Below are 25,872 nucleotides of genomic sequence, written 5' to 3'. Positions count from 1 at the left end.
CGGCAGGAGACCGCCATGAAGAGCTTTCCGATGTTCATCCGCACCACCGGCCGCCACGTGGTGATTGCCGGCGGGGGCGAACAGGCCGCCCAAAAGGCGCGACTGATCCTCAAGACAGACGCAGCGCTGGTGCTGGCCGCGCCCGCGCTCGACGCGGAACTCGCCGCGCTGGTCGCCTCGGGGCGCGCGGCGTGGCACAACGGACCGGTCACGCCCGCCCTGTTTGCCGGCGCGGCGATGGGTTTCGTGGCGACGGGCTGTCCGGGAACCGATGCGTGCCTTCATGCGCTGGCGCGCGCGGTGGGCTGCCCGGTCAATGTGGTGGACCAGCCGGCCCTGTGCGACCTGACCACGCCGTCGCTGGTGGACCGCGACCCAGTGGTTGTCGCCATCGGCACCGAAGGCACGGCCCCGGTGCTGGCGCGACAAATCAAGACCGGAGTCGAACAGATGCTGGCCCCGGACCTTGGCGGGCTCGCCGCCTTCGCCGGGCGGATGCGCGCCGCCGTGGCGGGCCGTGTGCCGCGCGCACAGCGCCGCGCCTTCTGGGCCTGGGTGTTCGGCGGTGCGCCGCGCCAGGCCTGGGACCGGGGCGCGCAGCGCGATGCAGCGCAACTGGTGAAGTCCGCGATCACGGCGGGCGGCGTGCCGGACGCCGCGCCGCAAACGGGCAGCATCGCGCTGGTCGGAGCGGGGCCGGGCGCGCCCGACCTGCTGACCCTGCGCGCCGTCGCGCGGCTTCAGGAGGCCGACGTGATCTTCCACGACCGGCTGGTCGATGCCGACGTTCTGGAATTGGCCCGCCGCGATGCCGAACGGGTCTTCGTCGGCAAGCAGGTCGGTGCCCATGCCTGGCCGCAGGACCGGATCAATGCGCTGATCGTGGCAGAGGCGCGCAAGGGCCGTCGCGTCGTGCGTCTTAAGTCCGGCGATCCGGGCGTGTTCGGCCGCGCAGCCGAGGAGCTGGCCGCCGCCCGCACCGCCGGCATCCCGGTGGAAATGGTTCCGGGCGTCACCGCTGCCTGTGCGGCAGCGGCGTCGGCGGGGACGGCGCTGACCGAACGCGGAGTAAGCGACACACTGGTGCTGAGCACGGGCATGGCGCGGGCGGGCGACCCGCTGCCCGATGCGCTGCGCCACGCGGGCCCCGGTACATCGTTGGCCTTCTACATGGCCGTGGCGCAGGCAGGGCGGATCGCATCCGGGCTGGTGGCGCGCGGCCTGCCGCCTCAAACGCCGGTAACCGTCGCGGTCGATGTCAGCAAGCCCGGTGCGCGGACGTTGCGCGGCCCGGTCTCAACGCTACCGGATCTGCTGGCACGCCACGGTGTCACTGGCTGCGCCACGATCCTCGTCACTTGGCCTCGTGTCGGGGAAACGGCGACAGAGGCGCCGCTTGCCGCGGTTGTGGCTGTGTCAGAGACGGAGACGGTTGCGGAAGAGTTCCGAGCGGGCGGCACCGCCCAGCGGCGGGGGGCCTGCGGCTAGCCGCCCATCCGAGCAAACAGCACAGCGCAGACCGTGGCAAGTACCGCCGCAAGGCCCTGCCAGAATGCAAGCGGATTGCGTTGCGACAATGGCAGCCCGCGCGCCGGGGTCCAATCCTGGGCGGGATGTTGCAGATCGGCCAGGAAATGCGAAAGCCGGTCATAGCGGCGCGCCGGGTCCGGGTGGGTCGCGCGGCGCAGGGCCGCGTCGATCCAGTCCGGCACCTGTCCGACTTGGGCCCGCGCGGGTCGGTAGGTCAGCCTTCGGCGGGCGCGGGCTGAGGCGATCATAGCCGATTCAGGTCCGTAGGGCAGATGGCCGGTGAACATCTCGTAGGCGATCGTCGCAAGCGCGTACTGGTCGGTTCGCCAACTGACCAGACGGCCAGCCAGAACCTCGGGGGCGGCATACGCCAGCGCCCCTGGAACCGGGCCACGCCATAGCGGTGCTGTCGCGTCTGCGCCGGGCACGGCAGCGGCGCCAAATCCGATGATCCGGACCGTTCCGTCTGTGTCGAACATCACGTTTTCCGGTCGCAGATCGCGATGCAGCAGGTCGCGCCGGTGCAGGGCCCGCAAACCGACGGCGATCTGCGAAACGATTCTCACCACCTGCTCCGGGTCGGGCGCCCGATGCTCGTCCATCCAACCGCGCAGGGTCGGTCCTGAGAGGTAGTTCGTCGCGATGTAAAGTTGCTCTTGGCGTTGGCGCATGTGAAGCCCACGCAGCACGTGCGGGCTATCGACCCGCCGCGTGACCCACGCTTCCAACGCAAAGCGCCGCAGCCGCGCGGGCGTAGCCGCCGTCTCGGGTCCGGGCAGTTTCAGCGCGACCCTGCGCCCGTCCGGCGCAGCGGCGAGAAAGACATGCGCATAGGCCGATGCGTGCAGCCTGCGCAGGATCCGGAAACCATCCAGCAGCGCACCTTCGCCGGGCAGCACGGGCACCGGCAGCGCCGCAAGATCGAACATGCTCGCCGGGTCCGACGCGGACAACGCGTCTATGCGCACGATCTGGATCGCAAGCGGACCGACAAGGCCGGCGGTCTCGGCCCGAAGTGCAAGCGCACGCGCGGCGGAGTTCAGGCTGCCCTTTTGCACCTCCTCGTTGACGGTCTCACCGTCGATCCAGTGGTCGACCGGACGCGAGGTCAGCACGAAAATGTCATTGGGCGCTACGCTAGTGCGCCGCTGTCCGATCACACCCGTCGCGGAGGGCATAGAGGAGAGCGGAAGCCCGGTTTCCGCATCGACATGACCAGTGAGCGGCTCGAGCTGGCCCTGCGCAGTCAGGCGGTACACCTGGCAGATGCCGCAGGTCAGCACATGCGCGGTCGCTCCGGCGATCATCATGACACCGAGATGCGGTGCGCGACATCCTGCCGACATCGCGCGGTGCTGCGTCGCCAGCCTGTCCCGCACCATTTCGATGGCGCTGCGCGCCGCTGCCGGAACCGACACGGAAACCGGTGTCGCGTAGTAGGCGGCAAGGAACATGGTCGCGGCGTCGGAAGCTGCGCGCCCTTCGCCCGCCGCGTCCAGGCCGGCCCCAGACTCCTCGGCGCAAGCCGCACCGCGGCACGTTGCAACAACGGCGACGGCGCCGCGCGACGCCAGCAAGGCTTCGTCGGGACGGCGGATCGCACAGGCATCCCGAGCAGGATGCACCATGTGCGAATACGAATACTGTCCCGCCGCGACGCGCAAGGCGTCATCGGTGAAGTCCCTGGGCATGGTCTGCTCCGGTTGTTCCGCTCGCACGGTTCTGAGGAATGGTCAGCCAGTCTGGCCGGTGCGGCCCTGAATCTGGCAGATCGCCGCTAAGGCGAGTCGCGACGTCGGCTTGCCTAGTCCTGATTGACGCGCAAGTAAAGTCGCCGAAGGAGAAAAAAGGTCAGATAGAATGACATTTTAGCGAGGCGCCAACCGGCACTGTCAGAAGAACGCCTGCAGACCGGTAATCGCGCGCCCGAGAATCAGCGCATGCACGTCATGAGTGCCCTCGTAGGTGTTGACCGTCTCAAGGTTCTGCGCGTGGCGCATGACCTGGTATTCCTCGGAAATGCCGTTGCCGCCGTGCATGTCGCGCGCCGTCCTCGCGATCTCGAGCGCCTTCCCGCAGTTGTTGCGCTTAACCAGGCTGATCATTTCGGGCGCGGCGCGCGCCTCGTCCATCAAGCGGCCGACCCGCAGGCTGGCTTGCTGGCCAAGCGCGATTTCGGTCAGCATGTCCGCCAGCTTCTTCTGGTAAAGTTGGGTCTGTGCCAGCGGGCGGCCGAACTGAACGCGGTCCAGCCCGTAGTTGCGCGCGGCGTGCCAGCAGAACTCGGCCGCGCCCAGTACGCCCCAGCTGATCCCGTAGCGTGCCCGGTTCAGGCAGCCGAAGGGGCCCTTCAGCCCTTCCACGCCCGGCAGCAGCGCGTCAGCGCCGACCGCGACGTCCTCCATCACGATCTGCCCTGTGATCGACGCGCGCAGAGACAGCTTGCCGCCAATCTTCGGCGCGCTCAGACCCGGCGTGCCCTTGTCCAAAACGAAGCCCCGGATCTTGCCGCCATGTTCTTCGGATTTCGCCCAGACGATGAACACGTCGGCGATCGGGCTGTTCGAAATCCAGGTCTTGCTGCCGTTCAGCACGTAGCCGTCACCCGACCGGCGCGCGGTGGTCTTCATGCCCGCCGGGTCGGAACCGGCGTCCGGTTCGGTCAGCCCGAAACAGCCGATCCAGTCGCCCGAAGCGAGTTTCGGCAGGTAGCGGCGCTTCTGCTCCTCCGACCCGTAGGCGTGGATCGGGTACATCACCAGCGAGGACTGCACCGACATCATCGACCGGTAGCCGCTGTCCACGCGCTCCACCTCGCGCGCCACAAGCCCGTAGCTGACATAGGATGCGCCAAGCCCGCCATAGGCTTCGGGCACGGTCATGCCCAGCAGGCCCATCGCGCCCATTTCTCGGAAGATGTCAGGGTCCGTCACCTCGTCGCGGTAGGCGTCGATCACGCGGGGCTGAAGCTTTTCCTGCGCGAAGGCGCGGGCGGCGGCCTGCATCATCCGCTCGTCCTCGGTCAGCTGATCGTTAAGCCGCAGCGCATCGGCCCAGTCGAAGGCCGACAGGCTGGGGGCGTCCTTTTGCATCATGTTCATGGCTTTCTCCGGCAGGTTGGCTCCGGTCGCGGGGTGGACGCGGCACGGGGCGGACAGGGCGGGCGGCGACCTTCAGGCGCGGTGCAGCACATCGGCGACCTGTCGGCACAAGGTGGGTATCACGTCGTCGGTCAGACCGGCAATGTTGATCCGCCCGTCCCCGACAAGGTAGACCGCGTGGCGGTCGCGCAATTCACGGATGTGTTCCGGCTTCAGCCCCAGCCGCGAGAACATGCCCCGCTGCGCCGCGATCCCGTCGAACTGGTCGGTCTGGGCGGCCTGCCGCAGCCCGGCGGCCAGAGCGGCGCGCAATCCGGCGATGCGGCGGCGCATGGCCTCCAGTTCGTCGTGCCACTGCACCCGCAGCCCGTCGTCTTCCAGCACAAGAGTGACCGCGCGCGCACCGTGATCAGGCGGAAACGAGAAGTTGAGCCGGTTGAGATGCGCCAGCGCCGCTGCCGTACGCTCCCGCGTCGCGGGCTGCGGCGCGACCGCCAGCAATGCGCCGACACGGTCCCGATAGACCCCAAAGGTCTTGGAACAGCTCACCGCGATCAACATCTCCGGGCAATGTGCCGCCAGCACCCGTAGCGGTGCGGCATCCGCCGCCAGCCCGGCCCCGAAACCGAGATAGGCGAGGTCCACCAGGGGAAGCAAACCGCGCTCGGCAAGGCCCGCCGCCAGCGCCGCCCACTCATCGGCGTCCGGGTCTATGCCGGTGGGATTGTGGCAGCAGCCATGCAGCAGCACCACATCGCCTGGTGCCGCGGCGCGCAGATCCTCGGCCATCCCCTTGGCATCGAAACGCCCGTCCGGCGCGGCATGGCGATAGTGACGAACAGACCGGCCGCAATGGGCCAGGATCCCGGCGTGATTGGGCCAGGTCGGGTCGGGCAGCCAGACCGCGGCGCCAGGCGCGGCCATCGCCACCAGTTCGGCTGCAAGGTGCAGCGCGCCCGTGCCGCCCGGTGTCGCGGCGCATGCCGTGCGCGCGGCCATGTCATCACCCAGCACGAGCGAAGTGATCGCGGCGGCGAAGTCGGGCGCGCCCAGAAGGCCGACATAGGACTTGGTGTCCTGCGTGTCGCACAACCGCTGTTCGGCCGCCTTGATCGCGCCCATGACTGGGGTGCGCCCGTCCGCGTCGCGGTAGACCCCGACGCCCAGATCCAGCTTGGCCGGGCGCGGATCGTCGCGGTACAGCGCCATCAGCCGTAGAATCGCATCTTCGGGCAGGTCGGGCAGGGCTGAGAACATCGGCTAGGCTCCGATCATGTGACGCGTGCGCGGATCTGGTACTTCGGGTCGTGCCAAGCGCCGGACCCGATCACCTCGCCGATCGCCGCGGCGGCGGCGCGTATGTCGTCCGCGTCAAGGTAGAGTGGCGTGATGCCGAAGCGCATGATATCGGGCTGGCGGAAATCCCCGATCACGCCCCGGTCGATCAGAGCCTGGATCGCGGCGTAGCCGCCGGGGAACCGGAACGACACCTGGCTGCCGCGCGCGGCCCCGTCGCGCGGCGAGGCGAGCGCGAGGTCCGGGCAACGCGCCTCCACTTCGGCGATGAACAGGTCCGACAGGCGCAGCGCGGCGGCGCGGACAACCTCCATCGACACGCCGTCCCAGACATCCAGTGCGGCATCGAGGAGCGACAATTGCACGACCGGCGGGGTGCCGACGCGCATACGCTCTGTTGCGGGGGCCGGACGGTACCCCGGTTCCATCGCGAAGGGCGCAGCGTGCCCCATCCAGCCGGCCAGAACGGGCGCGATGTCCTCCACGATATCGGGACGGACATGGATGAATGCGGGCGATCCGGGGCCACCGTTCAGGAATTTGTACGTGCATCCAACGGCGAACTCGGGCGCGACGGCGCCGATTTCCAAGGGTACGGCGCCTGCGCTATGCGCCAGATCCCAGATCATCACGGCACCGGCTGCATGAGCGCGGGCGGTGATGTCCGCCATGTCGTGGAGCCGCCCGGTGCGGTAATCCACATGGGTCAGCATCACGGCGGCCACGTCCTCGGTTATCGCGTCCGCCACGTCCTGCGGCGCTGGCGTGCGCAGCTCGTGCTCCTGCCCAAGGCTGCGCGCAAGCCCCTGCGCCATGTAGAGATCGCTCGGAAAGTTGCCCGCATCCGATAGGATCACCCGACGGTCCGGGCGCATCTTCAAGGCCGCGTCCAGCGCCTGGAAAACCTTTACGGACAGCGTGTCGCCTGTGGCGACGGACCCGGGCTGCGCCCCGATAAGCGCCGCGATACGGTCACCCACCCGGGCGGGCAAATCCATCCAGCCCGCGCTGTTCCAGGCCCGGATCAGCGAGCGGCCCCATTCATCCGTGATGACCTGCGCCGCACGCGATGCGGCTCCTCTCGGCAGTGGCCCGAGCGAGTTGCCATCGAGATAGATCACCCCGTCCGGCAGGTCGAAAAGGGTCTTGCGGGGCAGGTCGATCATCGGCGCGGGCCTTTTGCGAGGTGTGGCCCCTTCCTGCCACGGCGCATCGGCGGCATCAACGGCCTGCCGAGGTCGGTGTGGGCGGTGGCAGTGGTGCGGCCAACGCACCGGAAGCACTGGACACACCGGGCGCGCACCGATGAGCAACATGGCGCGCGCGGTATTCAGCCGGGGTCAGCCCCAGATCCCCCTTGAAACTGCGGATCAGGTGCGGCGCATCGCAGAACCCGGTCGCCATCGCTACCTGCGTGACCGTCCGGTCGGTTTCGGTCAGCAGCGCACACGCCCGATCAAGCCTCAGCCGAAGCCCCGCGCGCTGCGGCGTGGTGCCTAGATCCTCACGGAACCGCCGCTCAAGTTGCCGCCTGCTGACCTTCAGCGCCGCGGCAAGCGCCGCCACGCTGTCGGGTGTGTCCATCCGCTGCTGCATCCGCAACAGCGCGCGCCGCACCAGCGGATCGCGCGCCCCCGGCGTTCCCGGCGCGCCGGGCTGTGGCTTGTCAGCGCTCAGCGGGCTGTCGATGATCATGATGTTCAGGCTCTTGGTCGCGGCCGACTGCCCGACATGGCGCTCCACCAGAAAGGCCGCGAGATGCGCTGCGCTGTGCCCGCCCGAACAGGTCAGCCGGTCGCGGTCCACCACGAAGATCTGGTCAGACACCGGCGTCGCACCCTCGAACCGGTCAAGGAAGTCCTGATGGTGGAACCAGCTCACACAGGCGCGGTAGCCGTCCAGCAGACCGGCTTCGTGCAGCAGAAACACCCCGGTGCACAGGCCCGCGATAGGCACGCCCCGCGCCGCGCAGTCCCGCAGGTATGCCAGCACCGCCGGGTCGAGGGCCCGCGCCTCGCCCATCAACCCGCCCACCACCACGACATAGTCGTAGCGGGCCGCATTGCGCAGCCGCCGGTCGGGCGCGACCTTGACCCCGCAGGACGACCGGACCGGACTCATGTCCGCCGACAGCACTGTCCATTCGCACATGATCGGGCGCGAGCGGTCCGCCTCGTCGGCTGCAAGGCGCAGAACATCGACGAAATTGGCGAAGGCCGACAGGGTGAAACGGTCCGCCAGCAGGAACGCCACGCTGAGCCGCTTTCGGGCTGGCCCGACAGGAACGAGCCGGGTCGCGGCGGCGCGGGGGGACGCGGGAGTCGGTGCTGTCATGACGCAATCCTACAACAAAAGCGGCGCAATGATCCAGCGCCGGAGGCCGATAACATGATAGCGCCGATCAACTCCGGTTGTGAAAGGGCGCTCGCCGATGACCAGATTTTCCGCACTCTCGCTTCTCAGGAACGCGGTGACCGGCCACAAGGGCTGGACCGAGCAATGGCCCGACAGCCAGCCGAAAGACGAGTACGACGTGGTCATCGTCGGCGCGGGCGGTCACGGGCTCGGCGCGGCCTATTACCTGGCCAAGGAGCACGGTATCACGAATGTCGCCGTGATCGACAAGGGCTGGCTGGGGGGCGGCAACACGGGCCGCAACACCACCATCATCCGGTCAAACTACCTCTACGACGAAAGCGCGCGGCTCTACGATCACGCGCTCGACCTGTGGGAGGGCCTGAGCCAGGAACTGAACTACAACGTCATGTTCTCGCGCCGCGGGGTGATGATGCTGGCGCACAACGTGCATGATGTCCAAAGCTTCCAGCGTCACATCCACGCCAACCGTCTGAACGGGGTGGACAACCGCTGGCTGACCGCGAAAGAGGCCAAGGCGTTCTGCCCGCCGCTGAACATCGCGCCCGACGCGCGTTATCCGGTAATGGGCGCGGCGCTGCAGATGCGCGCTGGCACTGCGCGGCACGATGCGGTCGCCTGGGGCTATGCGCGCGGCGCGGCGGCGCGGGGCGTCGACATCATCCAGAACTGCCCGGTCATCGCGATCCGGCGCGGCCCCGACGGCGCGGTGCAGGGCGTGGACACCGCAAAAGGTTTCATAAAGGCGAAGAAAGTCGCCGTGTCGGCCGCTGGGCATACCAGCGTGCTAATGGACAGCGCCGGCGTGCGGATGCCCCTGGAAAGCTTTCCGCTGCAGGCGTTGGTGTCGGAACCCGTCAAGCCGGTGATGCCGTGCGTGGTGATGTCGAACACGGTGCACGCGTATATCAGCCAGTCCGACAAGGGCGAACTGGTGATCGGGTCGGGCACCGATCAGTATACCAGCTACTCCCAGCGGGGCGGGCTACCGCTTATCGAACACACGGTGGCAGCGATCTGCGAGGTGTTCCCGATCTTCAACCGGATGCGGATGCTGCGAAAATGGGGCGGTATCGTAGACGTCACGCCCGACCGGTCCGCCATCCTTGGCAAGACCCCGGTTCCGGGGCTTTACGTGAACTGCGGCTGGGGTACGGGCGGGTTCAAGGCGACACCGGGCGCGGCGCATGTACTGGCGCACACTGTGGCACGGGACGAGCCGCACCCGATCAACGCGCCCTTCACGCTGGAGCGGTTCACCACCGGCCGCCTGATCGACGAAGCGGCCGCCGCGGCCGTTGCGCACTGAACAGACAGGGACGGTGGGTTGAAAAACTCACCCTGCCCAGAGAGGACACCGAGATGCTCCTGATCCATTGCCCCTATTGCGACGAAACCCTTCCCGAGGCGGAATTCGCCTATGCCGGAGAAGCGCATGTCGCCCGCCCGCTCGATCCGTCCTCCACAAGCGACGAGGAATGGCGCGACTTCCTTTTCATCCGGTCGAACGTGAAGGGCGACCATTTCGAACGCTGGCGTCACGCGCATGGGTGCGGGCGCTTCTTCAACGCGGTGCGCGACACCGTGAGCGACCGTTTCCTGACCACCTACAAGGCGGGCGCGCCGCGCCCCGACCTCACCGCTTTGAAGGACGCCGCAGAATGACCGATTTCCGCGTTCCGGGCCGTGGCCGCGTCGATCACGACCGCCCGGTGAAGTTCCGCTTCGACGGCGAGACGATCCACGGACTATCGGGTGACACGGTCGCCTCCGCGCTGTTGGCGCAGGGGCGCCACCTGATGGGCCGGTCGTTCAAATACCATCGCCCGCGCGGCCCGGTGGCCGCCGGATCCGAAGAACCCAACGCTCTTATCGGCACCTCGCGCGGCCGTGGCCGCTTCGAGCCGAACACCCGCGCCACCGTGCAGGAGATCTTCCCCGGCCTGAAGGCAACCAGCCAGAACAAGTATCCCAGTCTGAAGTTTGACATTGGCGCCGTCAACGACCGGGCCTACATGCTGTTCTCGGCCGGGTTCTATTACAAGACCTTCATGTGGCCCCGGTCGTTCTGGGACCGGGTATACGAACCCTTCATTCGTGCTGCCGCCGGTCTTGGCGTGTCGCCCGACAAGGTAGATCCGGACCACTACGCCTCGCGAAACCTGCACACCGACGTGCTTGTGGTGGGGGCCGGCCCGGCCGGTCTGGCCGCCGCCCGCACCGCGGCCGAGGCCGGGCTGAGGGTGACGCTGGTGGACGAGAACGCTGAAGTCGGCGGTACGCTCCTGAGCGAGCCGCAAGCCATGATCGGCGGACAGGCCGCCTGGGACTGGGTCGCGGCCGAACTGGCGGCTCTCGAAGCGCTCGGCGTGCGGGTCATGACCCGCACCACTGCCATTGGCTACTACCATCAGAACATGGTCGGCCTGTGCCAGAAGCTGACGGACCACCTGGAAACCCCGAACCCGGACATGCCGCGCGAACGGCTTTGGCGCGTACGCGCGTCGCAGGTTGTGCTGGCGCAGGGCGCGCTGGAAAAGCCGCTGGTGTTCGACGGCAACGACCGTCCCGGTGTGATGCTGGCCGGATCGGCACAGACCTTCCTGAACCGCTATGGTGTGCGCGTCGGCGACCGGGCTGTCGTTGTGACGAGCCATGACAGTGCATGGTACGCGGCTTTCGACCTTGCGGACGCGGGCACAAGGATCGCGGCCATCGTGGACACCCGTGTGGAACCGCGCCCCGACCTTATGGCCGAGGCTGCCGCGCGGCGCATCAAGGTGCTGGCCGGGCACACGGTCAGCGGCACGGCGGGTCGGTTGCGGGTAAAATCTGTGCGCGTGAACCGCGTGAGCGGCGGCACGGTAGGCTTCGGCCGACAGATCGACTGCGACTGCCTGCTGATGTCCGGCGGCTGGACCCCATCGCTGCACCTTTTCTCGCACACCAAGGGCAGCTTGAAGTGGAACGAGACGCAGAACACCTTCTTGCCCGACCACGTGACCGAGGCATGCCAGATCGCCGGCGCCGGGCGCGGGCTTTGGGGCATCGGCGCCGCACTGAACGACGGGGCCGCAATGGGCGCAGCCGCGGCGCGGGCGCTGGGGCGCGAGGCCGAGGTGGGAACGACCGACGTCGGCAACGACCGCCCCGGCACTGGCACCAGTCACACCGAACTGCCCACCGACCGCAGTGCCGCGCGCGCGCGCGCTTTCGTTGACTTCCAGAACGACGTGACCGCGAAGGACCTTCGCCTCGCCGTGCGCGAAGGGATGCGATCGATCGAGCACGTCAAGCGCTACACCACCAACGGGATGGCGACCGACCAGGGAAAGATGTCCAACATCAACGGGCTGAACATCGCGGCCGATGCGCTTGGCAAGCCCGCGCCGCAGGTTGGCCTGACGACTTTCCGCCCGCCCTACACACCGACCACGTTCGGCGCCTTCGCGGGCTACCATCGCGGCACGCATTTCGAGGCGACGCGGAAGACCCCGATCGACGGCTGGGCCGAGGAGAACGGTGCGGTGTTCGAACCCGTGAGCCAGTGGCGGCGTGCGTGGTACTTCCCCCGCAAGGGCGAAAGCATGGACGACGCGGTGCTGCGCGAGTGCCGCACGACGCGCGAAAGCGTTGGGATGTTCGACGCATCGACGCTGGGCAAGATCGAGGTGGTCGGCCCGGACGCGGTGGAGTTCATGAACCGCATGTACACCAACCCCTGGACCAAGCTTCAGCCCGGACGCGCGCGCTACGGGCTGTTGCTGGGCGATGACGGGTTCATTCGCGACGACGGCGTCATCGGGCGCTTGTCGGACGACCGGTTCCACGTCACCACCACCACGGGCGGCGCCGCACGGGTGCTGAACATGATGGAGGACTACCTCCAGACCGAGTGGCCCGATCTGAAGGTCTGGCTGACCTCCACCACCGAGCAATGGGCCACGATCGCGCTGAACGGGCCGAACGCGCGCAAGCTGCTGGAGCCGTTCGTCGAGGGACTGGACATCTCGCCCGAGGCGTTCCCGCATATGGCGGTGGGCGAATGCACCGTCGCAGGGATCCCGGCACGCCTTTTCCGCGTCAGCTTCACCGGCGAACTCGGGTTCGAGGTCAACATTCCCGCGCGCCACGGCCGCGCTCTTTGGGAAACGCTGTTTGCCGCAGGCCAGGCATTCGATATCTGCACCTACGGCACCGAAACGATGCACGTGCTACGCGCCGAGAAGGGCTATATCATCGTCGGGCAGGACACGGACGGCACGGTCACGCCGCAGGACGCGGGCATCGGCTGGGCCATTGGAAAGGCCAAGCCGGATTTCGTCGGCAAGCGCGCATTGCAGAGGCCAGACCTCGTGGCCGAGGGCCGCAAGCAACTGGTCGGGCTGCTGACCGCAGATGGCGCAACCCGGCTGGAGGAAGGAGCGCAAATCGTGCTCGATCCGAAACAGCCGGTGCCGATGAAGATGGTCGGACATGTCACATCGTCCTACCGCAGCGTTGCGGCGGGACGGCCCATCGCGCTTGCCCTTCTGGAGGGCGGCCACGCCCGCATGGGCGAGACGGTGCACATCCCGATGCCGCACGGCGTGGTCGCCGCGACCGTGACCGGTACCGTGTTCCACGACCCTGAGGGCGCACGCCTGAAACTTTGACCCGAGGACATCGCGATGACTGTGCTTCCCACCAATTTCGTGCCCGAACCGCTGGCCACAAGCGCGGCGGCAACGGTGACGCTGCTGGCGCCGACCGCGCGTTTTTCGCTCCGGGTCTGGCCGGAAGACCGCGCTCGGCTTTCGGCGGCGCTGACGCTGGAACTGCCCGTGACCATCGGGCAACGCGCCCGCGGGACCGCGCCGGACGGAACAGAGGCGCTGTGCGTCGGTCCTGACGAATGGATTCTGGTCGCGCCCGATGGCGCAGGCCCTGCGATTGAGGCTGCATGCGGCGATGCCTATTGCGACGCGCCGCACAGCCTTGTCGCGCTGCCGGACCGCGAAGTATCCGTGCGCATCGAGGGGCCGAAAGCAGCCGAATTGCTGACCCTGGGCTGCCCGCGCGACCTTGACGCGCTGATTGCGGGGCAGGGGCGCCGCACGGTATTCGACGGTGTGAGCGTGATCCTGTGGCGCGACGCGGCGCAGGAATTTCGGCTCGATGTCTGGCGGTCATTCGCGCCGCATGTGCTGGCGCTGTTGGAAACCGGCTGCCGGGAACTGGCGCTGGATTGACCGGCACCCACGGGGCGCATCAGGGTGCCCCGGGACTTGCAGACCCCGCGCAAGTGGACTAGGTTGAGTGAACTAAGTTTGAGGTCGCCATGAAGACCGTGAATATCCACGAAGCCAAGACGCACTTGTCGCGCCTGATCGACGCCGCAGTCGCCGGCGAGCCGTTCATCATCGCGCGGGCAGGCAAGCCGCTGGTCAAGGTGCAGGTGATCGAAGATGCGCCACCGCGCCGCATCGGTTTTCTGGCAGGGCAGATCGATGCGCCAGATGATTTCGACGACATGGGCGCGGACAGCATTGCCGCGCTGTTCAGCGGAGCCGATCCCGATCCGTGAACCTGCTGTTGGACACGCATATCCTTCTCTGGGCGGCAGCCGGTGACGAGCGACTGACCGCTCAGACCCGTGCTCTTCTGCTGGACCCGGCCAATGCGCTTTGGTTCAGCGCCGCAAGCATCTGGGAAGTGGCCATCAAGCGCGGCCTCGACCGGCCCGACTTCCGCACAGACCCAGGCGTGCTGCGCGCCGGACTGCTGGGCAACGGCTATGGCGAATTGGCGGTAGACGGGCGCCACTGCCTGCCGCTGGCCAGCCTGCCGCCCCTTCATGCCGATCCATTCGACCGCCTGCTGGTGGCGCAAAGCCAAGCCGAGGGCATGACGCTGATCACGGCCGACACCAAGGTTGCCCGCTATCCCGGCGCGATCCGGTTGGTCTGACGCAAGAAGAGGCGCAAGGGGGCTGTGTCTGCGCGCGTGCCGCGATATATCCCGCCTGACCGCAAGGTTCGGAAGCGCGGCAGGGAAAGGGAACACCAATGAGCGAAAACAGCAGCTATACGCCCCCCGAGGTCTGGACATGGGACCAGGCCAGCGGCGGCAAGTTCGCCAGCATCAACCGCCCCGTGGCAGGGGCCACGCATGACAAGGCGCTTCCGGTCGGCACCCATCCGCTTCAGCTGTATTCCCTCGCAACGCCGAACGGGGTGAAGGTCACGATCCTGCTGGAGGAGCTTTTGGCACTGGGGCATGTCGGGGCCGAGTACGACGCCTGGCTGATCGACATCGGCGAAGGCGACCAGTTCGGCAGCGGCTTCGTGGGCATCAACCCGAACTCGAAGATCCCGGCGCTTCTGGACCGGTCCAAGGATACTCCTACCCGAGTATTCGAAAGCGGATCTATTCTGCTCTATCTGGCCGAAAAGTTCGGCGCCTTCCTGCCTGACGATCCGGCCGGACGCACCGAAACCCTGAACTGGCTGTTCTGGCAGATGGGGTCCGCCCCGTATCTGGGTGGGGGATTTGGGCACTTCTATGTCTACGCGCCCGAGAAGTTCGAATACGCCATCAACCGCTTCACGATGGAGTCAAAGCGTCAGCTCGATGTGCTGGACCGCTGCCTGGCGAACCGGCGCTTCGTCGCCGGCGACACCTACACCATTGCCGACATCGCGATCTACCCCTGGTATGGCGGTGTGGCAACCGGCGCAGTCTACGATGCCGCGCGGTTCCTTTCGACGCAGGACTATCCCAACGTCCAGAGGTGGGCGACTGACATCGCAGCGCGCCCGGCCGTGCAGCGCGGGCGGCGGGTAAACCGAACCTGGGGCGAGGCGGAAGAGCAATTGCGCGAACGGCACGACGCGGCCGACCTCGACACCCCAGCGCAGGAAGGCTGACCCGGCGCTTGCTTCTTTTTCAGGCAGACCGACCCCGGCGCAGGCTCCACTTCGCTGCGCCAAGCCCGGGCAATTGACAAACTCTCCGGGTTAGCTTGGGTTTGGGCAGTGCGTCTTTGGAAGTCGCGCAACCGCACCGCCGACCTCTCAAGGAGCACGCCGCATGGCCCGGACCATCGACTACTATTTTGCGCCGATCTCCGGATATGCCTATCTCGGCCACCGGCCCCTGATGGCGCTTGCCGGGCGCTGCGGGGCGCGCGTGCGGTTCCGCCCTGTCGAAATCGCGCGCGTGTTCGCCGCCGCCGACACGACACCGCCGTTCGCGCAGAACCCGGTGCGTCGCAGCTACCGGGTGGAGGACCAAGCCCGGCTTGCGGCACGGCAGGGCCTTGAGATGTCCCCGCAGCCTGCGCATTGGCCGACACCGCCGGGCCTTGCCTGCCGCGCGATTCTTGCCGCAGGGGCGCTGGGGCAGGATCAGGACGCTGCCAGCTTCGCCTGTCTGCGCGGCGTCTGGGCCGAGGACCGTGACATCGCCGATCCGGTGCAACTGACCGCGGCGCTTGACGCGGCGGGGCTGGACGGAACCGCGATCCTCGACAGGGCCGCGTCTCCCGACATCGCGGACCAGGCCGATGCCTGCACCAAGGCGGCCATCGACGAGGGAGTGTTCGGCTCACCCACCTTCGTTCTGGACAGAACCCGCTACTGGGGGCAGGATCGGCTCGATTTCCTGGAAGAGGCTTTGATCGCTCGAAGCGCCTGACACTGCCAGAAGGCATTGCGCTTTGCCCCGGCGATGTTTAAAGACCTCGCGCAGTGCCCCTATAGCTCAGCTGGTAGAGCAACTGATTTGTAATCAGTAGGTCCGCGGTTCGAGTCCGTGTGGGGGCACCACCATATCATCGCGAGAACTCCAGTGACATCAGACTACCCCTGTGTGCAAGGGGTTTAACGACGTCGTACGTTCGATGAAGTCTCTCTTGATACGATGGCGTACCCCCCCCAAAAAAAGAGGTGCGTATCGGGGTGCGGCTCAAGACAAGGAGCGAGCGTACCCCGCAATGCCTCTGAGTGACGTCCAGATCTTGAAACTTCAAGATCAAGGACAGGCCCTACAAGGTCAGCGACGTTGGCAAATTCTTCGCGCTGGCAAGAAACAGCGGCGCAAAGTCATGGCGCTTCAAATATCGCATCGACCGGGCGTAGTTCCATTCGTCTGATGGCGAAAGATTCACTTCGTGAATTCATGCCGTAAGACGCTTCTTGAGAGCATGACCATTCCCGCCCGCCATCGCATCACGTACTGGTCCAGCCACAACGCCGGTCAGCGGCGGCGGTGCATCAGGCTCATGAGCCGCGCCTGGCGGTCGAAAGGTTCTTCCGCTGTGAGCGCCCCGGCCTCTCCATCCATTATTCGCCGCACCATCATGGCGGCCACGGCGGCAAAGATCACGCCGCCGACCGCCTGCCCGATCAGCACACCCAACGCGCCAAACAGCGCGCCGCCCACCAGCACGAAGGGCACCGTGCCCAGCGTGTGCCGCCCCCAGTTGATCCAGGTGGAGCGGAACGGATAGCCCATGTTGTTGAAGGCCGCGTTCGCGACGAAGATCACCCCGTTGAAAAAGAAGGCCAGCGCCAGCGGGCCGCAGAAGAGCACGATCAGGTCGCGCGTCACCCCTTCGGCCCCGAACAGTGCGATGATCGGGCCGCGCAGAGCAAAGAGGATCGCGGTCATGGCCACGGTGAAGAGCCCGCAGAACAACAGCCCGTCGCGCCACGCCTGCCGGACCCTGTCCATGTGCCCCGCGCCGAAGTTCTGGCCGATCACCGGCCCGATTGCCCCCGACAGCGCGAAGATCACGCCGAAGGCCAGTGGCGTCAGCCGACCAACGATGGCCATGCCTGCCACCGCCGCTTCGCCGTAGTTGGCCATGGTGCGGGTGACAAAAGCCTGTCCGAGGGGCGTGGCCAGTTGGGTCAGGATCGCCGGGGCAGCGATGGTCAAAATAGGCGACAGCGAGACGTAAAGTTCAGGAACACCGGGCCGCACCAGCCCGCCGTGATGGCGAAAGATCGGGATCAGCGCGGTGCCCGCGATCACCAGCCGCGCCGCCACGCTCGCTAGCGCCGCGCCAGTCAGGTCGAGCCCCAGTCCGAAGATCAGGATCGGATCGAGCACCGCGTTGATGAGCGCCCCCCAGATCGTCGCCATCATCGCGCGGCGGGCATCGCCATGGGCCCGCAGTATCGCTCCGCCAACCATGCCGACGATCAAGAAGGGCAGGCTCGGCACGATTATCTTTAGGTAGAGAACCGTGAGATCCAACGTCTCGCCCGAGGCCCCCATCAACGAAGCCAATGTCTCGAGGTTCAGCCAGACTGCCGCTGCGAAGACCGCGCCGAAGACCACACCCCAGACGAGCGCAGCCGCCGCCTGCGCGCGGGCCAGCTCCGCGTCGCCCTTACCCAAGGCCCGGGCCACCAAGGCGCCCGCGGCGATGGCCATGCCGATGCCGAAGGAGGTGGTGAAGAACAGGATCGCGCCCGCGTATCCCACCGCCGCAGCCAGTTCCGCGTTGCCGAGCATCGCGATGAAGACCATATCGATGAAATCGACCGCGAAGACCGCCATCAGCCCCACCGACGAGGTCAGCGACATCACAGTGATATGGCGAAAGAGGTTTCCCTCGAGAAAAACGGCGCGCGCTTCGGCCATGCGGCCTCCAGGTTGGGGTCTGACGGAACCGCCTCACTTTACGGTGTTGGGCCGAGCCTCCAGCTCCGGCACTCGGGTCGTTCGCCGCTATCACACTTAACTATCCGAGGCGTTATGCCAGATCACCATAAAAGCGAATAGCAGGGCCGTCCGTGCCTGTCGGGGCCATGGTCTCGATGCCAGGCGCCCCGAAGATGTACATCGCAATTTCGATCAGAAGGGCGCTGACCAGCAGCCGCTCAGGGCATGTCCGGCGTAGCGCCTTTCGCAACCAGTGTCGTGGCCGCGTGTCCGAGGATCAGCGGACTTGCGCTTCCCCGCGCGCCATCATGGCTGATATCGGGCGTATCATGACGACAAGCTCCGTCACCTTGCCTGCTTTATCCAAGCGGATGATGTCCATGCCGGTGAAGGCAGCACTGCCGACGGTGCCGCGAAACTCCAGCGCATGGCCCTCGTCACCGACGAAGTCCCTCCCGTATCCGAAGGACTCGAAGAGGCCGAACGACTGCCGCAAGCTGGCAACAAATGCCTCTTTGCCATGCAGTGGGGCCGCGTCCGCAGGGGTGTGCAACGTCACGTCGTCCGCCAGAAGCTCCGGCAGCGCGTTCCAGTCACGGTGAAGAAAGATGCGCCGCCATGCGATCAGGGCGGCTGGGACTTGGTGATCGTGGCCGCCTCTGTCCGCGTCGGAGTTGGTCATTAGACGCTCCTTACGTGCTGAAGCGCCGCGATGGCCGAATGGGGCGGCCCGATGATCGCGCGCAATCGACCGCTCGGCGCCGGGATCATGCGGCCTTTTCGCTGCCAAGAGACCCAACCACCTCGGCCGTGGTGAGGATCGCGTGGGCATATGTCGGGCCGTTGATCTCGTGCGCGGCGTGCAACGCTTCGGCGGAGAAGGCCGCAGTGGCATCACGAACGAGGGTCACATGATAGCCAAGCTCGGCCGCATAGCGAGCGGAGGCTTCGGTGCAGGTATTGGCGATCGCGCCTACGAAGATGACATGGGTTATGCCGCGTTGGCGCAACTGCAAATCAAGGTCGGTATTGGCGAAGCTGGATGCGCCCCAGTGTTCCTTGACGACGATGTCGCCATGGTCCGGGCCGAACCCCTCGTACCAGTCACCGCCCTTGCTGCCTTCGGCGAACATCTCGTGTTCATGGGCCGCGGCTTGGAACGGCGTCAGATGCGCCCACCCCTCGAAGTCGTCGGCGCGGTGTCGGTGATGGGGCAGGATGAAGATCGCGAGTCCGGCCTCCCGCGCGGCGGCACGGAGCTTGGCCAGGTTGGCATGGAGATCAACCGATACCGAGACTTCGCTGAGCGCGGGCCACATCTTGCCGTCCTCGGCCAGGAAATCATTATAGGGATCGACGCAAAGAAGCGCGGTGCTGCTGCGGGGATAATCGGTATTTGCCACAGGTCGTTCCTTTCGGTGGAGTGTCGTGAAACCGGCGTTCGCGGTCCTAGGCGTGCCATCGCGTTCGTTCGACGTCGGGTGGTCTGGTGCTGCGACGTTGCCCGGGCGCAGGCGGTCCTGTCATGACACTGGCCGCGGATGTCAGGGACAGGCGCGCGGCATGTCTCACGCGAAATCCACGAACTTGTTGAATGGCATCTCGCGCAGGCGCCGACCCGTCGCGGCGAAGATCGCGTCGGCAAGGGCCGGTGCCGCGGGGGCTGTCGCGGGTTCTCCAATGCCCCGGACCCGTTCGGCGAGGCCAAGCAGTTGCGTATGGAACCGCGGTGTGTGGTGCAGACGCATCCCCTCGAAGGCATCAAAATTGGTTTGCTGCACGGCGTGGTTCTCGTAGGTCAGCTCGCAATTCATCGCGTGGCCTAAGCCGTAGACCGCAGCGCCGGTCAGCTGCGCCTCGGCGTTGACCGGGTCGAAGACAGTGCCGCAATCTGCGGCGATCCAGACCTCGTCGATGCGTATACCCTGCTCGGTCAGGGTCACGTCGATGACCTCGGCGACCGGTACGCCGTGGGTATAGGCGAATGCGACGCCGCGCCCGCGCCTCGGTCCGATGTCGGCGCCTGACCAGCTCGCCATCTCGCCCACGGCCTCCAGAACCCGGCGCGAGTCGGCATGGTCGATCAGGCGCAGGCGTTCCTCGAGCGGGTCTGCCCCCGCGGCGTGTATCAGCTCGGACAGGAAGCTTTCGTGGAAAAAGCTGTTGGAACAGGCTCCGGGCGAGCGCCACGACCCGACCGGCACCAGCGGCGGCGCGGCATAGCCCGTCACCCGATAGTTCGGGATGGCATAAGGCTGGTCGAAGGCGCCCCAGACAAGCATAGCATCCGGTCCCGGCGGCACAATGAAGACGCGCCCGAACCAAGAGGCGACCAGCGACGGGCTGATCGTGTCGAGATCAAAGGCCACCACGCGGCCATCTTCCACTGTCCCCCGCCCGCGAGCCATGTGCAACGGCCGGGGAAAATCGTGGCTCATGTCCTCTTCGCGGCTCCAGGTGGTCTTGATGGGCGTGCCGGGCATGGATGCGGCGATCTGGATCGCCTGCACGACATAATCGTGGTCGAGCCTGCGGCCGAAACTGCCCCCGGCTGGAAGGGCATGAAGAATGACATTGGCCGCGTCGATGCCTGTCACCTCGGCGGCCGCATCCCGCACCACGTGAGGGACTTGCGTCGCGGTCCAGATCGTCACGCGGTTCTTTTCGACCAGCACCGTTGCGCTGAGCGGCTCGAGCGCCGCATGGGCAAGGAAGGGCGTTCGGTACTCCGACTCGATCTTGGTGGCCCTGTTCAGCGCCCTTTCCACATCGCCTTCGTCGCGCAACCGGCTGTTGCGGAACTCATCCGCGTGCGCATCCGAGAGCGCCTGCCACATCTCGGCACTGCTGGCCGGGTAGTCGGGTGGGAGCCAGTCGATCTCCAGCGCCTGCGCCGCCTGGAACGCGAACCAGGTGTTGTTCGCAATGACCGCAAGGCCTTCGTTCACCTCGACGACCGACTGCACGCCCTGCATCGCCAGAGCGGCATCCGCCGAGTAGTCCGCCAAGCCGCCACCGCGTCCCGGATTGGCGCGGACGGTGGCGTAGAGCATGCCGGGCAAGACAACGTCGATGCCGTACGCTTGTGTACCGGTCGATTTCGCCACGATGTCGAGCCGCTGATAGGGCTTGCCAAGCCGCGTCCACTCGGAAGCCGGACGAAGGGCCACGTCGGTCACAGGTGCGATAACCGCCGCATCTGCCGCGAGATCGGTATAGGCGATGCGGCCACCGTCGGGCAGGACAACGTGCCCCTCTTCGGTCCGCAGGTCAGATATCGGCAGCCGCGTGCGCGCCGCAGCGGCGGCCTTCAGCGTTTCGCGCGCGGTGGCACCCGCGCGGCGCAGGGTCTCGTGCAGATCGGCGGTTGAGGAGGACCCGCCGGTGAACTGCGAACCCGACAGCCGGGCGACATTCATCATAAGGTCGCGCACCGTCTCAGCGACGAATCCCTTATCCCATCCCGGAAACGACAGCCCATCAGCGGCGACGGTGCCGTTGAAATAGGCCCGATGCGGCTGGCCCGGGTCGAGCGTCGCCATGCCCGGGTCGATATCGAGCTCCTCGGCGATGAGCATGGCCTGGGTCGAAGCGATGCCCTGGCCCACATCCGCGCGCGGTACGATCAGCGTGATCCCGTCCGGCGTGATCTTGACGAATGGGGTAAGTGCGGCCTCGCCCTCGGCCAGACCATCAAGCAGGGGATTTGGTGTCGGGCGCGTGACGAAATAGGCCCCGAACGCGACCCCGCCGGCGATCGCGGCCGATCCGATCAGAAAGCTGCGGCGGGCGATGGTTCTTGCGCGTCCCATGGCTCACGCCTCCCGCATCGCGCTGGCCGCAGCGTGGACGGCGGCGCGGATGCGGGGATAGGTCCCGCAGCGGCACAGGTTGCCGGACATCGCAGCGTCGATATCTTCGTCGGATGGTTCCGGGTTGCGCTCCAGAAGGTCGGCGGCTTGCATCATCTGGCCGGATTGGCAGTAGCCGCATTGCGCCACCTGGTGTTCGATCCAGGCCGCTTGAATCACGTGCAGGGCGTCAGGCGTGCCCAGCCCCTCGATTGTCGTGATCTCGCCCCAGACATCGGCAAGCGCCACCTGGCACGACCGCACCGCCTCGCCGTCGATATGCACAGTGCAGGCACCACATTGCGCGATCCCGCAGCCGTATTTGACGCTGGTGATGTTCAGACCGTCCCGAAGTGCCCAGAGCAGAGGCATGTCATCTGGCAGATCCACCGTGTGGGAAGTGCCGTTTATCGTGAGGTCCATTGCGGTCTCCGGCCGGGCTGTGATGGACGCGTGACGCGTCGTTGATTTCAGCTTAAGCCCGCTTTCACAAGGCAGCGATATGCAGATACGGTCAGGGACAAGCAAATCCGGTCAATGACCGACAGGCATCTGGCGACAATCCGCGGCCCGTGGCATGCAGGCCCGGACAGATCAAAGACCGAGGCCATGGACACAGAACCGACCTATTCCCTCTTCATGGCGACCGACGTGGCCTGCCGCATCCTCGGCGTCGATCCGGTGCTGATGCTGGAGACCGCGGGGCTTGGCGCGCTCGCCCATGGCCGGACCGAGTCGCGCGTCACAGCGCAGCAGTATTTCGACTGCTGGAACACGATGGAGGTGCTGTCGCCGCGCCCCGATTATGTGCCCCACCTTGGAATCGCGATCTCGCGCGGACCGGTCATCCCGGTCTTTTTCACGCTGTCCTGCGCTCCGGACATGGAAACCGGGCTGATGCGTCTAGCGCAGTTCAAGACGCTGCTCGGTCCGACGCTCATACGGGTGTTCTGGGAGGGCGAACTGCTCAGATTGGAATTCGACAGCGTCGATGCCCGCGTGCCCATGCCGCCAAGCCTTGGCGCCCTGCAACTCGTGGTCGCGGTCGAGAACATTCGCGGCGCAGCCGCTCAACACGTCTGCCCGGTTGCGGCGGGCTTCGACGGATCGCAGGAGGAACGGCGCATGATCGCCGGTCATCTGGGCATCATGCCGGAGCATTCGCACGCCGCCTACGTGGCGTTTGCTCCCGAGGATGCGAAACGCCGGTTCATTTCCGAAAACCCGGCGCTCTGGGCAGACATTGAGGCTGACCTCAGGCTTCAATTGGCCGCCCAGAACGGCCGCTGGCCCATCGCGGACCGGGTGCGCGGAGCCTTGGTCGATCTGATGCCCACCGGGCGCACGGGCGCCGAGGACGTGGCCCTTGCCCTTGGGATCAGCCGCAGCACGTTGCAGCGACGCTTGCGCGATGCAGGGACATCGTATCAGGCAGTTCTCGACGCCACGCGGCGCGACATGGCGATCCGGTATCTCACCAAAACCGATCTGCGCGCCGACGAGATCGCGAGCGTTCTCGCCTACCGCGACGCCAACAGCTTTTCGAGAAGCTTCAGAAGGTGGACCGGTCAGGCGCCATCGTCTTTTCGTCAGGCGCTGACGCATTCGTAATCGCAGTACTCGAAGACCGGGTAGGTAGCGGGTCATCATGGCGAGTGATCAAGCGGGAGGCGCTGATCGCACATCCGCTCCACTGAAGTCCGCGATAACATCCCGGCGGAACAGCAACCCAAGAGCCACCAGCTGGGCGACCATGAACAGGCCGATCCCCAGGTAGACTGTCGCGGCCGAAGCCATTTCGACCGGCATGGGGCTGATCGCCTGCGTGATCAGGCCTTGGGAATAGTCGAAGGCCCCCACGGCGTTGTAGGCGACAAGCGCACCCCAGACCGCCACGCTGCGCCGGGTCCAGAACAGGTAGAGCATAACCGGCACCGCCAAGCCGATGATCGTGTCGCTCAGCCATGGGCCGAACCAACCATCTGGCGCGGGCCCGCCGAACATTTGCACTTCGGGCAGAAACAGAATGGTTTGCGCCCGAAATATCGTGGCGCCCATCAAGAGAGCGATGGCCCATTTGGTCGTCCGTGTCATGTCGCGGCCCTTTCAGACCGTTCGAAAACTGCCAGCAGCGCGAAGACCGGAACGGCCAAAGCGATCGCCACCCGAATGACATGCAGCCCAAGCCAGGTCGCCCGAACGGTCGATGCCTCGGAGGCTGTATAACTGTCCAAGATCAACAGGATGTTCTGCGGGATGAAATAGCCCAGCGTGAAAAGGGCATTGGCGAAATAGAGCCGGACCGCCCACATCCAGAGCCTGCGCGCCGCGCGGTTCTGCCAATCGAGCCGCACCGAAAGCACCAGCCCGACAAGCGTGACCAAGTTGAGCGGAATGATCGTGAGGGCGAAATTCAGGAACTCGTCCCAGAAGCCTGCCCTCCAGACCAGCGAATCCATCCCGAGCCACCGGATACCGTAGGAAACGAGGATAAGCAGGCCGCCGCCCGCAAAGGCTGCGGATGCGATGACGGTGGTGAGGTTGACCGTCTTTCGGTAGGTTTCGGGTGTCATCGTGGACAAATTTCCTGGCTGCGGGCCTAGCCGCCTTAGAGCGCGGTTCTGGCGAAGAGCGCGCGCAGCACATAAAATGGAATGGCAAGAGTGATCAGGACGCGTGGGATGTGGCCCAGAAGCCAGATCGATCGGATCGAGGCCGCGTTCTCCTCGGACACCGGGCCGACGAGGGCGATTGCCTTGTAGAAATCCAGCGTATCCCCCACGGGCGATCCGATCGCCGCCGCAAGGCGCACGTTGAGCGGCATGTGAAAGAAGAGAGTGATCAGCGAGATGGCCAGATAGAGCCATAGCGCGATCACCCAGTTCCGCCGCACCGGGACGATGTGCCAATCGAACCGTGCCGACAGGATCACCCCGAGCGGCATAAGAAGGAACAGCGGCATGATGGTGTAGAGGAATCTGCTGAACTGGGGGAAGAACTGTGCCACAAATTCAGTTGGAGGCAGGCTCAGCCAGTAGATCCCCATCGACAAGCCGATGAACAGATTGGCACCGAAGAAGGCGGCGGAGCTGAAGATCGCCAGCGCATTGAGGCGGCCGCGGTAGATATCGGGGAGCATGCCAGTGGCCTCGTTCATGGGGTCAGTGAAACTCGGTCTTCGCGAACTGTCGGAACAGGAACGCGGGCGCGATCCTGCTCAGCAACCTGATCTGCCGGGACTGCCCCAGCAGCATCTCGGTCTGGTTTCGGCGCAGCCCATCGATGATGGCGCGCACCAGATCCGCTGGCTTCATCTTCTTGAAATTTTTGGATTTCAGAACCGTTGCCATGTCGGTATCAACGACCGGCGGCAGGGCTTCGAAGACTGTGATGCCGTGTGGCCGCAGTTGGTGGCGCAGGGTTTGTGCGCAGTGATGGATCAACGCCTTGGTTCCGGAATAGACCGGCGTTCCCGGCGACGCGACAAACGCGACGGCGGATCCGATGAACAGAACCCCCGGCTGGGCGCTCATGTGCAAGAGTGGCAGCGCGCGCCGCGTCAGGGTCAAAGGTGCGGTGGCGTTGATCGCGATCTCGCTCTCGATCTTTTGTAGTACGTCCGGATCTGCCGCGAAGTCGTAGGGTAGGAATATGCCTGCATTGTTGATCAGAAGATCGAGCCGTCCATGCTTTGCTCGAATGTCCGAGAGGATGCGGTCCTGATCGTCAGCGCTGATCACATCGCCCACGATGGCCTGCGCCCCGGTCACCCGAGCGGCCTCGGCAAGCTTGCCCGCGTCCCGTCCACAGATGATGACGGTGTTGCCGAGCGCCGCGAGTTGCCGGGTGAACTCGAACCCGATGCCCGAGCCGCCGCCGGTGACCAGGATGATCTTCGATGTCAGGTCCAAGCTCACAACTCCAAGCACAGATTTCGCTTTCAGGTTAGCTCTTGGGCGCAGCGACCATCTACAGTCTGGGACGTGCAGATCGGCCCATCGACTTGCAGATCATCTCAGGCAAGTTGCGAGCGGAGCGGAAAGCGTTTCTGGTGAAACGGGTCG

At 66.0% G+C, this 25,872-nt stretch carries 24 protein-coding genes and 1 tRNA gene; 11 read left to right on the top strand and 14 right to left on the bottom strand.

Going from position 1 to position 25,872, the window contains the following annotated elements; all coding sequences use genetic code 11:
• The first annotated feature begins 15 nt into the window (after positions 1-15).
• Positions 16-1,488, top strand: coding sequence for a siroheme synthase CysG (cysG, locus tag DKT77_RS00705; RefSeq protein WP_109809823.1), 1,473 nt, complete (start codon positions 16-18; stop codon positions 1,486-1,488).
• On the opposite strand, the gene DKT77_RS00700 is transcribed toward cysG, so the two are convergent.
• From DKT77_RS00700 to DKT77_RS00680, 5 genes are all read right to left on the bottom strand, one after another.
• Positions 1,485-3,221 carry a serine/threonine-protein kinase gene (locus DKT77_RS00700; protein ID WP_109809822.1) on the bottom strand — a complete coding sequence of 579 codons (1,737 nt, stop codon included), beginning with the start codon at positions 3,219-3,221 and terminating at the stop codon, positions 1,485-1,487. The genes cysG and DKT77_RS00700 overlap by 4 nt on opposite strands.
• Before the next feature lie 201 nt (positions 3,222-3,422).
• Positions 3,423-4,631, bottom strand: a complete 1,209-nt coding sequence (locus DKT77_RS00695; protein ID WP_109809821.1) for an acyl-CoA dehydrogenase — start codon at positions 4,629-4,631, stop codon at positions 3,423-3,425.
• A 72-nt stretch (positions 4,632-4,703) separates the two neighbouring features.
• Complete coding sequence (locus tag DKT77_RS00690) at positions 4,704-5,888, bottom strand: amino acid aminotransferase (protein WP_109809820.1); 1,185 nt, start codon at positions 5,886-5,888, stop codon at positions 4,704-4,706.
• Between the two features lie 14 nt (positions 5,889-5,902).
• Positions 5,903-7,093, bottom strand: coding sequence for a kynureninase (gene kynU / locus DKT77_RS00685; protein WP_109809819.1), 1,191 nt, complete (start codon positions 7,091-7,093; stop codon positions 5,903-5,905).
• A gap of 55 nt (positions 7,094-7,148) precedes the next feature.
• Positions 7,149-8,261 (bottom strand): GlxA family transcriptional regulator, encoded by a 1,113-nt coding sequence (locus tag DKT77_RS00680; RefSeq protein WP_109809818.1) that lies wholly within the window; start codon positions 8,259-8,261, stop codon positions 7,149-7,151.
• A 97-nt stretch (positions 8,262-8,358) separates the two neighbouring features.
• Here DKT77_RS00680 and DKT77_RS00675 point away from each other — a divergent pair, with 97 nt between their 5' ends.
• The 9 genes from DKT77_RS00675 (at position 8,359) to DKT77_RS00635 (ending at position 16,111) form a co-directional block, all read left to right on the top strand.
• Entirely contained in the window at positions 8,359-9,612 is a 1,254-nt protein-coding gene (locus DKT77_RS00675) for a sarcosine oxidase subunit beta family protein (RefSeq protein WP_109809817.1), read from the top strand.
• Between the two features lie 53 nt (positions 9,613-9,665).
• A complete protein-coding gene (locus DKT77_RS00670) occupies positions 9,666-9,968 on the top strand; it encodes a sarcosine oxidase subunit delta (RefSeq protein WP_109809816.1) in 303 nt (100 codons plus the stop codon).
• Positions 9,965-12,958: a sarcosine oxidase subunit alpha gene (locus DKT77_RS00665; protein ID WP_109809815.1), complete on the top strand. Its 2,994-nt coding sequence runs from the start codon at positions 9,965-9,967 to the stop codon at positions 12,956-12,958. Before DKT77_RS00670 ends, DKT77_RS00665 begins: the two co-directional genes overlap by 4 nt.
• 15 nt (positions 12,959-12,973) lie before the next feature.
• Entirely contained in the window at positions 12,974-13,534 is a 561-nt protein-coding gene (locus tag DKT77_RS00660; RefSeq protein WP_109809814.1) for a sarcosine oxidase subunit gamma, read from the top strand.
• 89 nt (positions 13,535-13,623) lie between these two features.
• On the top strand, positions 13,624-13,869 hold the full coding sequence (locus tag DKT77_RS00655; RefSeq protein WP_109809813.1) for a type II toxin-antitoxin system Phd/YefM family antitoxin: 246 nt from the start codon (positions 13,624-13,626) through the stop codon (positions 13,867-13,869).
• Positions 13,866-14,252: a type II toxin-antitoxin system VapC family toxin gene (locus tag DKT77_RS00650; protein WP_109809812.1), complete on the top strand. Its 387-nt coding sequence runs from the start codon at positions 13,866-13,868 to the stop codon at positions 14,250-14,252. Before DKT77_RS00655 ends, DKT77_RS00650 begins: the two co-directional genes overlap by 4 nt.
• A 98-nt stretch (positions 14,253-14,350) precedes the next feature.
• Positions 14,351-15,211: a glutathione-dependent disulfide-bond oxidoreductase gene (yghU, locus tag DKT77_RS00645; protein ID WP_109809811.1), complete on the top strand. Its 861-nt coding sequence runs from the start codon at positions 14,351-14,353 to the stop codon at positions 15,209-15,211.
• Positions 15,212-15,374: 163 nt separating this feature from the next.
• Positions 15,375-15,980: a 2-hydroxychromene-2-carboxylate isomerase gene (locus tag DKT77_RS00640; protein ID WP_109809810.1), complete on the top strand. Its 606-nt coding sequence runs from the start codon at positions 15,375-15,377 to the stop codon at positions 15,978-15,980.
• A 55-nt stretch (positions 15,981-16,035) separates the two neighbouring features.
• Positions 16,036-16,111: transfer RNA gene (locus DKT77_RS00635), tRNA-Thr, on the top strand.
• 430 nt (positions 16,112-16,541) lie between these two features.
• On the opposite strand, the gene DKT77_RS00630 is transcribed toward DKT77_RS00635, so the two are convergent.
• The 5 genes from DKT77_RS00630 to DKT77_RS00610 all read right to left on the bottom strand — a co-directional run bounded on the left by DKT77_RS00630 (position 16,542) and on the right by DKT77_RS00610 (position 22,231).
• Positions 16,542-17,936 (bottom strand): MATE family efflux transporter, encoded by a 1,395-nt coding sequence (locus DKT77_RS00630; RefSeq protein WP_109809809.1) that lies wholly within the window; start codon positions 17,934-17,936, stop codon positions 16,542-16,544.
• 298 nt (positions 17,937-18,234) lie between these two features.
• On the bottom strand, positions 18,235-18,639 hold the full coding sequence (locus DKT77_RS00625) for a nuclear transport factor 2 family protein (RefSeq protein ID WP_238547589.1): 405 nt from the start codon (positions 18,637-18,639) through the stop codon (positions 18,235-18,237).
• Between the two features lie 85 nt (positions 18,640-18,724).
• Positions 18,725-19,360 (bottom strand): cysteine hydrolase family protein, encoded by a 636-nt coding sequence (locus DKT77_RS00620; RefSeq protein ID WP_109809807.1) that lies wholly within the window; start codon positions 19,358-19,360, stop codon positions 18,725-18,727.
• A 165-nt stretch (positions 19,361-19,525) separates the two neighbouring features.
• Positions 19,526-21,769 carry a xanthine dehydrogenase family protein molybdopterin-binding subunit gene (locus DKT77_RS00615; RefSeq protein ID WP_109809806.1) on the bottom strand — a complete coding sequence of 748 codons (2,244 nt, stop codon included), beginning with the start codon at positions 21,767-21,769 and terminating at the stop codon, positions 19,526-19,528.
• A 3-nt stretch (positions 21,770-21,772) separates the two neighbouring features.
• Positions 21,773-22,231, bottom strand: coding sequence for a (2Fe-2S)-binding protein (locus DKT77_RS00610; RefSeq protein WP_109809805.1), 459 nt, complete (start codon positions 22,229-22,231; stop codon positions 21,773-21,775).
• Positions 22,232-22,417: 186 nt separating this feature from the next.
• Here DKT77_RS00610 and DKT77_RS00605 point away from each other — a divergent pair, with 186 nt between their 5' ends.
• Positions 22,418-23,419: a helix-turn-helix domain-containing protein gene (locus DKT77_RS00605; protein WP_109809804.1), complete on the top strand. Its 1,002-nt coding sequence runs from the start codon at positions 22,418-22,420 to the stop codon at positions 23,417-23,419.
• A gap of 48 nt (positions 23,420-23,467) precedes the next feature.
• Here DKT77_RS00605 and DKT77_RS00600 read toward each other — a convergent pair whose 3' ends face one another.
• The 4 genes from DKT77_RS00600 to DKT77_RS00585 are packed head-to-tail and all read right to left on the bottom strand — an operon-like array spanning position 23,468 to position 25,719.
• Positions 23,468-23,902 carry a hypothetical protein gene (locus DKT77_RS00600; RefSeq protein ID WP_109809803.1) on the bottom strand — a complete coding sequence of 145 codons (435 nt, stop codon included), beginning with the start codon at positions 23,900-23,902 and terminating at the stop codon, positions 23,468-23,470.
• Positions 23,899-24,381, bottom strand: a complete 483-nt coding sequence (locus DKT77_RS00595; RefSeq protein ID WP_109809802.1) for a hypothetical protein — start codon at positions 24,379-24,381, stop codon at positions 23,899-23,901. The genes DKT77_RS00600 and DKT77_RS00595 overlap by 4 nt, the downstream gene beginning before the upstream one ends.
• Before the next feature lie 35 nt (positions 24,382-24,416).
• Positions 24,417-24,947: a DUF1772 domain-containing protein gene (locus DKT77_RS00590; protein WP_238547588.1), complete on the bottom strand. Its 531-nt coding sequence runs from the start codon at positions 24,945-24,947 to the stop codon at positions 24,417-24,419.
• A 22-nt stretch (positions 24,948-24,969) separates the two neighbouring features.
• A complete protein-coding gene (locus tag DKT77_RS00585; RefSeq protein ID WP_238547587.1) occupies positions 24,970-25,719 on the bottom strand; it encodes an SDR family oxidoreductase in 750 nt (249 codons plus the stop codon).
• Positions 25,720-25,872: the final 153 nt, after the last annotated feature.

This window comes from Meridianimarinicoccus roseus (assembly GCF_003172915.1).
Lineage (GTDB): Bacteria > Pseudomonadota > Alphaproteobacteria > Rhodobacterales > Rhodobacteraceae > Meridianimarinicoccus > Meridianimarinicoccus roseus.
Note: the sequence above shows the minus strand (reverse complement) of the source record. Positions and strands in the feature narration are given on the sequence as shown.

What these genes read in the sequence shown, in the direction of transcription:
- DKT77_RS00690 (WP_109809820.1), bottom strand. Translation starts at nt 5,888, where the DNA reads ATGTTCTCAGCCCTGCCCGACCTGCCCGAAGATGCGATTCTACGGCTG.
- DKT77_RS00600 (WP_109809803.1), bottom strand. Translation starts at nt 23,902, where the DNA reads ATGACACGGACGACCAAATGGGCCATCGCTCTCTTGATGGGCGCCACG.
- DKT77_RS00695 (WP_109809821.1), bottom strand. Translation starts at nt 4,631, where the DNA reads ATGAACATGATGCAAAAGGACGCCCCCAGCCTGTCGGCCTTCGACTGG.
- DKT77_RS00700 (WP_109809822.1), bottom strand. Translation starts at nt 3,221, where the DNA reads ATGCCCAGGGACTTCACCGATGACGCCTTGCGCGTCGCGGCGGGACAG.
- DKT77_RS00590 (WP_238547588.1), bottom strand. Translation starts at nt 24,947, where the DNA reads ATGCTCCCCGATATCTACCGCGGCCGCCTCAATGCGCTGGCGATCTTC.
- DKT77_RS00630 (WP_109809809.1), bottom strand. Translation starts at nt 17,936, where the DNA reads ATGGCCGAAGCGCGCGCCGTTTTTCTCGAGGGAAACCTCTTTCGCCAT.
- DKT77_RS00670 (WP_109809816.1), top strand. Translation starts at nt 9,666, where the DNA reads ATGCTCCTGATCCATTGCCCCTATTGCGACGAAACCCTTCCCGAGGCG.
- DKT77_RS00595 (WP_109809802.1), bottom strand. Translation starts at nt 24,381, where the DNA reads ATGACACCCGAAACCTACCGAAAGACGGTCAACCTCACCACCGTCATC.
- DKT77_RS00680 (WP_109809818.1), bottom strand. Translation starts at nt 8,261, where the DNA reads ATGACAGCACCGACTCCCGCGTCCCCCCGCGCCGCCGCGACCCGGCTC.
- DKT77_RS00660 (WP_109809814.1), top strand. Translation starts at nt 12,974, where the DNA reads ATGACTGTGCTTCCCACCAATTTCGTGCCCGAACCGCTGGCCACAAGC.
- DKT77_RS00615 (WP_109809806.1), bottom strand. Translation starts at nt 21,769, where the DNA reads ATGGGACGCGCAAGAACCATCGCCCGCCGCAGCTTTCTGATCGGATCG.
- DKT77_RS00665 (WP_109809815.1), top strand. Translation starts at nt 9,965, where the DNA reads ATGACCGATTTCCGCGTTCCGGGCCGTGGCCGCGTCGATCACGACCGC.
- DKT77_RS00640 (WP_109809810.1), top strand. Translation starts at nt 15,375, where the DNA reads ATGGCCCGGACCATCGACTACTATTTTGCGCCGATCTCCGGATATGCC.
- kynU (WP_109809819.1), bottom strand. Translation starts at nt 7,093, where the DNA reads ATGATCGACCTGCCCCGCAAGACCCTTTTCGACCTGCCGGACGGGGTG.
- DKT77_RS00625 (WP_238547589.1), bottom strand. Translation starts at nt 18,639, where the DNA reads ATGACCAACTCCGACGCGGACAGAGGCGGCCACGATCACCAAGTCCCA.
- DKT77_RS00610 (WP_109809805.1), bottom strand. Translation starts at nt 22,231, where the DNA reads ATGGACCTCACGATAAACGGCACTTCCCACACGGTGGATCTGCCAGAT.
- cysG (WP_109809823.1), top strand. Translation starts at nt 16, where the DNA reads ATGAAGAGCTTTCCGATGTTCATCCGCACCACCGGCCGCCACGTGGTG.
- yghU (WP_109809811.1), top strand. Translation starts at nt 14,351, where the DNA reads ATGAGCGAAAACAGCAGCTATACGCCCCCCGAGGTCTGGACATGGGAC.
- DKT77_RS00655 (WP_109809813.1), top strand. Translation starts at nt 13,624, where the DNA reads ATGAAGACCGTGAATATCCACGAAGCCAAGACGCACTTGTCGCGCCTG.
- DKT77_RS00605 (WP_109809804.1), top strand. Translation starts at nt 22,418, where the DNA reads ATGGACACAGAACCGACCTATTCCCTCTTCATGGCGACCGACGTGGCC.
- DKT77_RS00675 (WP_109809817.1), top strand. Translation starts at nt 8,359, where the DNA reads ATGACCAGATTTTCCGCACTCTCGCTTCTCAGGAACGCGGTGACCGGC.